The sequence below is a fragment of the Streptomyces sp. NPDC104367 genome, from assembly GCF_055583825.1.
Window position 1 is genome coordinate 1 of the sequence record NZ_JBVJND010000090.1, and the last position, 2,406, is coordinate 2,406.

At 70.4% G+C, this 2,406-nt stretch carries 3 protein-coding genes; all 3 read right to left on the minus strand.

Annotated elements, in window-relative coordinates:
* Window positions 1-781: ABC transporter ATP-binding protein (locus tag ACZ619_RS45775; protein WP_469611989.1), on the minus strand; the 781-nt coding region annotated here is incomplete at its 3' end.
* Window positions 778-1,602, minus strand: a complete 825-nt coding sequence (locus ACZ619_RS45780) for an ABC transporter permease (protein ID WP_469611991.1) — start codon at window positions 1,600-1,602, stop codon at window positions 778-780. The genes ACZ619_RS45775 and ACZ619_RS45780, both read right to left, overlap by 4 nt.
* Before the next feature lie 17 nt (window positions 1,603-1,619).
* Window positions 1,620-2,406 (minus strand): ABC transporter permease (locus ACZ619_RS45785; RefSeq protein WP_469611993.1); only part of this gene is annotated, 787 nt, incomplete at its 5' end.

Here is a 2,406-nt window from a genome sequence, read left to right on the forward strand (position 1 = left end):
CTCCGCGGATGCGGGTGAGTACGCGGGTGCGGAGGTCGGTGAAGCGGGTGTCGGCGCGGGTGGTGATCTGGTCGCGTGCGGTGCCGAGGTCGATGGTGAGGTTGTCGACGACGGTGGTGGGTCTGCCGCCGAGGACGACGACGCGGTCGCCGAGGTAGACGGCCTCGTCGATGTCGTGGGTGACGACGATGACGGTGATGCCGAGTTCCGCGCGCAGTTTCAGGGTGAGGTCTTCGAGGTCGAAGCGGGACTGGGCGTCGACGGATCCGAAGGGTTCGTCCATGAGGAGGACGGGGGCTTCGTAGGCGAGGCCGCGGGCGATGGCGACGCGTTGCTGCATGCCGCCGGAGAGCTGCCAGGGGTACTTGTCGCCGACGCCCGCCAGTCCGACGGCGGCCAGGCACTCCTCGGCGCGTGCGGTGCGGGCGGCGCGTTTGACGCCCATGCCCTCCAGCGGGAAGGCCACGTTGTCGCGGACCCGCATCCATGGCAGGAGGGAGCCGCGGTAGTCCTGGAAGACGACCGCGATGTCGGCGAGGGGCCCGGTGACCGGTTCGTCGCCGTAGCGGACGGTGCCGGAGGTGGGCCGGGTCAGGCCGGACAGACAGCGCAGCAGGGTGGTCTTGCCGGCGCCGGAGGGGCCGACGATGCAGACGAACTCGCCGGGTTCGACCCGCAGCGACAGGCCCTCGATGACCCGGTGTTCGTCCGTGCCGTGGCCGAACGTCTTGCAGACGTCCTCCACGACCAGGCTGGATCCGCCTTCCGTGAGTCGTTTCATGATGTCGTGACCTCGTTCCGGGGCTGGGTCTTGGTCCGCCGGGTGCGGGGCGGGCGCTGGTGGTACCAGCCGAGCAGGGTGTACTCGGCGGCCAGGAGGAGCACGCTCAGGCCGTAGCCGAGGATGCCGATCAGGACGGTGCCGGCCCAGGTCTCGGGGACGGCGAAGCTGGAGCCGCTCTGCAGGATGAAGTTGCCCAGGCCCACCGGGGACCCGTAGATCTCGCTGACGACCATCAGGACCACCGCGATGGACAGGGAGACGCGGATGCCGGCGAAGATCTGCGGCAGGGCCCCGGGCAGGACGACCTTGAGCAGGCGCAGCCGCAGCGGGATGCGGTAGCTGCGGGCGGTCTCGTGGACGGCCGGGCTGATGCCGTGCACCCCGCTGACGGTGTTCAGCAGGATCGGCCACAGCGAGCCCAGGGCGATCAGGAAGATCTTGGGGCCCGAGCCGATGCCGAGGGTGAGGATGATGACGGGGACGAACGCCACGGTCGGGGTCGCGCGGGCGAAGTCCAGCAGCGGGGCGGTCGCCTGCCGCAGCAGCCTGCTCTCACCGATGACCAGACCCGCGCCGACCCCGACGACGGTGGCGGCCAGCAGCCCGGCCACGATGTTGCGCAGGGAGAACAGCAGATCGTCCACGAGCCCGTCGTGCGCGAGCTCACGCCACAGGGTGGCGAGGACCTCGGTGGCCGGCGGGAAGTAGAAGCTGGTGCTGCCCGCGGTCGCGAGCAGCAGCACCGCGACACACAGCACCGGCAGCCACAGCTGCCTGAGCGCGGATGCCCAGAAGGCGCCCGGGGGTTTCAGGGACATGATGGCCTCTCCCCGTCTCACTCGGTGTGCGCGGGCGGACGCCAGCGCAGCAGCCGGTGCTCGGCGAACTGGGACAGCAGGTTGATCAGATAACCGATCGCGCCCGCCGTGATGATGTACGCGTACGCCTGCGCCGACGCACCGCCCTGCTGCGCGTTCACGACCTCGTGGCCGATCCCGGGCAGCGTCGTCAGGACCTCGACACCGATCGCCACGAGCACCGAGGTGGTCGCCGCGAGCCGCAGCCCGGTCATGATCGAGGGCGTCGCGCTGGGCAGCACCACCTTCCGGAACCGCAGCAGCCTGGGCACCCGGTAGCTGTGCACGGTCTCCGAGATCATCGCCGACACCGACCGCGCACCGTACTGGGCCTGGAGGAAGACGGGGAAGACACAGGCGAGGAAGACGACGGTGGCCTTCATCGTCGGGGTCGACCCCAGCACCAGCAGGAACACCGGCAGCAACGCGATGACGGGGAACGAACGCAGCACGTCCACCAGCAGCCGCGAGGACTGCTCGGCCGCCGCATACGTCCCCGTCACCAAACCCAGCGGGACCCCGACGACGACCGCCACGACGAACCCCGTCACCGCCCCGTCGAGAGTGTCACCGACCGCCCGCCAGTAGGCACCACTGCCGAACAGATCAGGAAACCGCCCGAACACCGCCACCGGACCCGGCAACGCCGTCGAACTCACGAAACCGGCCCCCGCGACAACCGCCCACAACAACAGGACGGCCACGACGGCGGACAACTGGAGCAGCAGGAGCCCGGACCGCCCGGGGCCCCCGGGCCGGGCGCGC

Bases quoted from the DNA above. Each gene is read 5' to 3' on its own strand.
- ACZ619_RS45780 (WP_469611991.1), bottom strand. From the start codon at position 1,602: ATGTCCCTGAAACCCCCGGGCGCCTTCTGGGCATCCGCGCTCAGGCAG.